5 protein-coding genes are annotated in these 6,498 nt (G+C 54.3%); all 5 read right to left on the bottom strand.

All coding sequences use genetic code 11. The features are described from left to right. Positions 1-99: 99 nt before the first annotated feature. The gene (locus H5U36_08300) at positions 100-2,031 is read right to left on the bottom strand and encodes a cellulose biosynthesis cyclic di-GMP-binding regulatory protein BcsB (protein ID MBC7218121.1); all 1,932 of its coding nucleotides are present in this window, start codon (positions 2,029-2,031) and stop codon (positions 100-102) included. Beyond that, positions 2,032-3,039, bottom strand: coding sequence for a hypothetical protein (locus tag H5U36_08295; protein ID MBC7218120.1), 1,008 nt, complete (start codon positions 3,037-3,039; stop codon positions 2,032-2,034). Positions 3,040-3,099: 60 nt separating this feature from the next. Next, positions 3,100-5,112 carry a glycoside hydrolase family 31 protein gene (locus H5U36_08290; protein MBC7218119.1) on the bottom strand — a complete coding sequence of 671 codons (2,013 nt, stop codon included), beginning with the start codon at positions 5,110-5,112 and terminating at the stop codon, positions 3,100-3,102. Positions 5,113-5,147: 35 nt separating this feature from the next. Beyond that, the gene (locus H5U36_08285; GenBank protein MBC7218118.1) at positions 5,148-6,113 is read right to left on the bottom strand and encodes an ABC transporter permease; all 966 of its coding nucleotides are present in this window, start codon (positions 6,111-6,113) and stop codon (positions 5,148-5,150) included. A gap of 2 nt (positions 6,114-6,115) precedes the next feature. Then, positions 6,116-6,498 (bottom strand): methyltransferase (locus H5U36_08280; protein MBC7218117.1); only part of this gene is annotated, 383 nt, incomplete at its 5' end.

The raw sequence follows: 6,498 nt of genomic DNA, 5'->3' as shown, positions 1-6,498 counted from the left end.
GGAGCCCTCCGCTTTCTTTTTGAAGGCGCAGGGCCTCCTCGAGTTCTTCCTGACTCAAAAGACCCCGGGCAACGAGGATTTCTCCAAGGAACTTCCAGGTCATGGCCGCTTCAGGCGAACGAGTTTTCGGTAGAGCACAAGGCACCACAGGGCAAGAGCCACGCAGGAAGCGGCAAAGAGAAGGAGTCGCCACTCTGGAGAGATTTCTCCAAAAGAAGGACGGACCACAACACGTGTTTCTCCCCATCCCCGCAGGGTGAAGAGGGCAACGTTCCCCTCCATGGTGCGAAGGGTCTCGGCACCACGGAAATGGGCAAGAAAAGCGCTGCAGGCAACGTCTTCCCTTCCCAGGGGGGTGAAGACAAGCGCCGGTTTCCCCAGGATTTTCTGGGCCACGAGAACCCCAGAAGGACTGTCGGGCGAAAAGGTGAGGGTCTCAAGATGCGGAAGGGGCGAGAGCGCAAGGATTCCATCCTTGCGGAGGGCAGGGATTGCGGAGAGGAACTCTCCCTCCCGGTCGAAGACCAGGAAGTACTCGTTGAGAAGTGGGGGCGGCGCAAAGAGAAGCCAGGGTCCTTTTTCCTTTAAGGCGTTCAGGAGGGAGGCAAGAGAAAAAGAAGGGAAGTCCCTTCGCCTCTCCGGAAGTTCGTGCACCACCTCGAGAACAAGAGGGGTGTCATCGATTTCCCGAAGGGCCCCGTAGAGGCGGGCAATGACCTCGAGTTCCTCAAGGGAGGGTTTCTCGGGGAGAATGACCCAGGCTTTTCCGGAAAAGACGGTGGGGGCATCGGCAAAGGTGATTTGGTTTGGGATTCCTCGGAGATTCCCAGAGAGGTAGGATTGTTCGAAAATGGTAACCTCAAGGGGCATCGTTCCCCGTCGGCACTCTCCTACTTCCGGGAAGTACGAGAAGACAATGTCGAGGGCGTTCTCCCTCCCAAGAAGCCTCGGGGGGAGGAAGATAGATTCTCTCTCGATGCCTCTTTTTGCGGCTTTGGGGATCTTCCGGGTGAAAACGAGGTTCCCGTTGAGGAAGACCTTGAGAAAGGCTTCTCCTTTTGGGACCTCGGGAAGAGGCGTGCTCGAGAAAAGGAGAACGAAGTACAGAGAATCCGGAACTCCCCCGAGGTCCGCTAAGGTGAAGTACACCGTTTTTCGGAGCTCCCCGATGCCCCGAAGGGTTGTGCTCCGCACCCCGAAGTCCCGAAGGGTCCGCTTCGCTCCCCAGAAGAGAGGGAAGCTCCGAACGCCAAAGGAGCGGTCCACAAAAAGCGAAAGCTCCGCAAGCACCCCTTGAACCCCCTGGGGCGTGAGGTAGAGGGTGGACCCCAGAAGCTCCACATCCCGTAAGGCTTTTTCCCGAAAGACAATACGGAGCTCTCCTTCAGTTGCTTCAGGGATTCTCTGGGGCAGGATTTCGGTGGTGACCTCTTTGCCCCTTCGGCGGAGGAAGGCAAAAAGCTTCAGGTATCCCTCGAGGAGTTCTTTTGAAGAGAAATCTTCGGGAAGGAAAATGCGGATACGAGGAGAGGGAAAGCGGAAGAAATCCCGAACCGTCGAGATGGCCTCATCGAACTCCACAAGGAGGCGGCTCTCAGGGCGAATACGGACGAAGAGCTCCCGGGAAAGAAGGTCCTCGCAGAGATTCTCGCTGCGCCACAGATTCCCCCGGATTTCAAGGGGGAGAATATCCCCAAGGGGCTTTCCCTTGAGAGGAAAGAGAGGGATGCGGATGCGGCGCTCCCCGGGCTGGATTTCGAAAGAGGCAAGAAGGGTATCCCCACCGTACACCGAAAGAGTAGAACCCCGGGCAAGGACCGGGGAGGCGACGTACTCGAGGAGGAGAACACCGCTCTCAAGGCGCATTCCGGGGAAAAGGGGGAGATACAGGGTAAAGGAAGGAGAAGGACCCTCAAGGACAATGTCTTGAGAGGTACCCGCAATTTCCCCAAGTGTCCACTCTTTTCCCTCGCTCAAAGAGGAAAGGAAAAAACCCAGGAGAACCAAAAGGAAAACGGCAAGGCGTTTCATTTAGTCCCCTCCTTCGAAGGTGCACTCGAGTTTCCTGAAAAACCTCTTGAGGTGCGTGATGGCCGGAATACGCCCCGGGTCCTCGGCATTGACCCGGGCAAGGTGGAGGCTCAGCCAGTCTCCGAAAACCACAAGTGACAGGGCACGGCAGAGGAATGAGGTACCCTGGGCTTGAACCTCAAAGACCTTGAGGCCTCTTTTCGCCACATGCTTTGCGTACGCTTTGGCCATGGTGGCAAGGAAAATGGGCTCTTCTGGGTCGTGGAGGATGAGGAAGGAAAGAGGGAGGTTCTCAGGGTGGAAGAACCCGACGATTTCGTTGTGCATGGCCTCAGGAATGGTACTTGCAAAAGCTACATGCTTTGCGTTCTCATTGCACTGGGTCTTGAAGCGCCAGGCCGCAAAATCCGTGTAATGTTCGATGCCCACAAAAACGGGAATGGTTCCGGCAATTTCCCGGGCTATGTGGTAGGGGAGTCCTGAGGAAGAGGCGTACGTGGGAAGCGCTTCTTTGAGATGAACCTGCGTTTCCTCAAGGTCTGAGGAAAAGGAAAGGGAGGGGAAGAGCTTCTCCAAAGCCCCAAGGAGCCCGCCCAGCATGTACCCCAAAGCGAAGCGGGGCTGCAAGCCCCCGGGAAGAGGCACAAAGATGTCCCTTTCCTCTTTTTCTTTCTCAAGCATTCCCCCCTGGGAGAGGAGAAGGAGGAAAGCTTTTCGTTTCCGTGCCTCCCGCACGAGGTGGAGCGTCTCCTCGGTGTTCCCAGAGTACGTGGAGGCTATGCACAGGGTGCCTTCGCCCACCCATGAGGGCAGAGGAGGCGAGGAAAGGGTGGAGAAGAAGAGAGGAAGGGAGAGAATACGGGCGAGGATTTTCCCGGCGATACCTGAACCTCCAATGCCGAAAAAGAGAATCTCCCTGGGGGAGAAAGGCAAGGGTCCTGGGGCGTTTCTCCCTATCCTGTACCCCTCAAGGAGATGCTCGGGGAAAGCAAAGAGCAACTCTTCCATGGTATCCCCCCTTTCCCCATGTATACCAGAAAAGGGACGTTGAGGAAAGGGGGAGGAAAACTATCCGCAAATGGGGAGTTTAGCCCCGTCCCGCAAAAAGACCGGAATACGCTCTATCGGAGCATCGGCCTCAATCCACTGGCCTCCCTCGTAGACCACGCCCGTGTAAGGGTCGGTCCAGCGGGCTCCTTTGGGGAGGTACACCGGCCTTTTGCGGGCACCTTCTTCGGTCACCGGGGCAACAAGAAGATCCGGCCCAAAGAGGTACTCGTCTTCAACGGTGTAGCACTCTGGATCATTGGGGAACTCAAGGAAAAGAGGTCGCATGAAGGGTATTCCTTCCTCGTGGGCTTTCCGCGTGCCTTCAAGGATGTAGGGCTTCAAGCGTTCCCGGAGGAAGAGGAGCTCCCTGATTACTTCGTACGCTTTGTCCCCAAAGGACCATATTTCGTTTGGTCCCCCGGTGAGCTCCTCAGCAGGGCAGCGGTTTGGGTCCTTGGGGTAAGGAAGGCGGAAACCGTGGAGACGGAAGATGGGACAGAAGACCCCGAACTGGAACCAGCGGATGATGAGCTCTCGGAAGCTCGGACTCTCCGGGTCTCCACCGTAGAATCCCCCGATGTCGGTGGTCCACCAGGGGATGCCGCACACGGCCATGTTGAGGCCGGCTTTAATTTGCCTGCGCAGAGACTCGAAAGTCGAGGGGATATCCCCAGACCACACCACGACCCCAAAGCGCTGGCTCCCGAGCCACGCGCAGCGGATGAGGTTGACGATTTCCGTTTCGCCGGCTTCCTTCATGCCTTCAAAGAACGCCTGGGCGTAAAAGAAGGGGTAGATGTTGCTCACCTCAAGGCCGTTCCCGAGGAAGTACCGGAGGTTGTCGTAATCGTAGGGGAGGACGTTGTCGTACCCGAGGCCGGGCATTCCAAATTCTGGTTCGGCTTCATCAAGCCAGAACATCTTGATGCCGTAGCGGTAATAGTTCTCCTTGACCTTTTCCCAGATGAACCTGCGGGCTTCAGGATTTGTGGCGTCGAAAACCGTTGTGATGCCCCGGAAGGTGAAGAGAACCGGAATTCCCCGCTCGGTGCGGACAAGAAGTCCTCGCCTTGCCATTTCCTCGTAGTTTTCGCTTGTGATGTCGACAGTCGGCCAGATGGAGACCATGACCCGAATGCCGAGCTCTTCGAGTTCCCGCACCATTTCTTCCGGACTTGGGAAGAACTTCGGGTCGAACTTCCAGTCCCCCTGCTTTGGCCAGTGGAAGAAGTCGACAACGATGACCGAGAGGGGAAGGCCCCGCTTTTTGTACTCCCGGGCAACAGAGAGAATCTCTTCCTGGGTTCGGTACCGGAGCTTGCACTGCCAAAAGCCCAAAGCCCACTCTGGAATCATGGGCGGCTTTCCCGTGATTTCGGCGTAGCGCCTGAGGATGTCCTTGGGGGTTTCTCCGGCAATAACAAGATAGTCAATCTGCCGAGCTCCGGCGGCAAACCACATGGTGTGGTTTTTAGCGAGTTCCGCCCGACCGACGGAAGGATTGTTCCAGATGAAGCCGTACCCCCGGGAGGAGAGAAGGAAAGGAATGCTGATTTGGGTATTCCGCTGGGCAAGTTCAAGAACACATCCTTTGAGGTCAAGGCAGTCGTTGGCGTACTGCCCCATGCCGAAGAAGTGCTCTCCGGGATAGGCCTTGAAGTAGAGGGAGATTTCAAAGAGCTCTGAACTCTTTGCCCTGTAGTTCCTCGCCTTCAAAAGGTCGGCATTAAGGACCCTTCCATCAATCCAAAGTTCCTCAAGGAGCACCTCTCCCGTATTTTTCTCGTACCGGACACTTCCCCGGGCGTCGACCTTAGCAACGATTTTCCCGTTCCGGATGGTCGCCCCTTCAGGGGTTACGGTGATTTCCGGCTCCACCTCTTCCTGAGGGAGAAGTGTCCAATCAAGGTCTTCGATGCATCCCCGACGGGATGAACGAAAACGGAGGCAATCCCGCCCGAAGGGCTCAATCCAAATCGTTTCTCCTCCGTGCGAGGCTACGAGTCGGTTATTTAACTTAGAGAAGAGCATGGAATCTAACCTCCTTGGTCCAAGAATAAACCCGCTTACTTTGCCCTGCTTGGCCCACCAAGCTTGTGGCTGATAAGTGCCACTATTAGGATAAGTCCATAGAAGAACTGGGTATAAAAGCCCGTGAGGCCAGATGCAATGATCCCCGTCTCTATGAAGCTCAATATTAGAGCTCCAATGGCTGCCCCTATAATGGTTCCAACTCCACCCCACGTGGGAGTACCACCCAAGAATATGGCGGATAGTATAACCAAAAGGTAACCATCACCGGCCGTGGGCCAAAAAGTAAGGTTTATAAGGTCTACCAAAACCCCAACGAAGGCAGCAGAGAGGCCAACTAACATGAAGCAGGAGGTTTTCACCCTTTCGACATTGATACCCATCATTCTTGCAGCTTGTAGGTTATCCCCAACAAAGCCCACATGTGCTCCAAATTTGTGTCTATTGAAGATAAGCCAACTTCCGACGACGAAACCAATACCCCATAGCATTTGTACCGGAAAAAGTCCAATCTTTCCGACGAACACCTTGTGGAATAATGTATCCTTCAGCGCGACGAGAGGAGAACCATACCCTTGGGTGGCTATCATTATTGCGCCTCTTATTAGAAAGTTGACCCCAATGGTCGCCACGAGGGAAGAAAGTCCTATTCTGGCTACAAGCAGACCATTAAAGATGCCTACAAGCAAGCCAGCGAGGAGCGCTACCAGCAGAGCCAGTAGTGGACTTCCGGTTTTGTGAAAAATGAAGGCAAAGACAAAGGATCCTAGGCCAACGACAGAAGGGAAGGAAAGATCAATTTCGCCACTTACTATCATGAATACCATGGCGGTTGTCAAGATGAGGGTGAGGGGTAGTGTCACAAATACTGCGGAATAGCACTGAGGAGAAAGAAACACCTTTGGATTGGCGATGATAAAGAAAAAGAGTAATGCCAGGAAAGCCAAAAGAACGGAAAATTCCGTCCTGTTCCTTCGAAGGAAGCCGGAAAAGCTTTTCATAGTTAATCCTCCTCCTGTATCGGGTACCAGCCATATTTGAGAACTGTGTCGTATGCAGCTACTATGTTCTCGGGAGGTACTCCATACTGAATGTTGTGAATCGCCGCGAAAACAAAACCTCCGCCTGGTGCAAAGATTTTGATCCTTTCTCTTACTTCTTTTTCTACTTCTTCAGGTTTCCCAAAAGGGAGAGTCCTTTGAGTATCTACCCCTCCACCCCAGAAAGTTAATCTTCTCCCAAACTTCTCTTTTAACCACTTTGGATCCATACCCTTAGCAGAGGTTTGTACTGGATTCAGTATATCGAGTCCCGTATCTGCTAGAGCAGGTAGTATCCGGGTAATGGATCCGCAAATGTGTTGCCATGTCTTCCAAGTGGTATTCT

Origin of the sequence: Candidatus Caldatribacterium sp. (genome assembly GCA_014359405.1) — a bacterium.
In the GTDB taxonomy this organism is placed as follows: Bacteria; Atribacterota; Atribacteria; order Atribacterales; family Caldatribacteriaceae; genus Caldatribacterium; species Caldatribacterium oleiphilum.
Note: the sequence above shows the minus strand (reverse complement) of the source record. Positions and strands in the feature narration are given on the sequence as shown.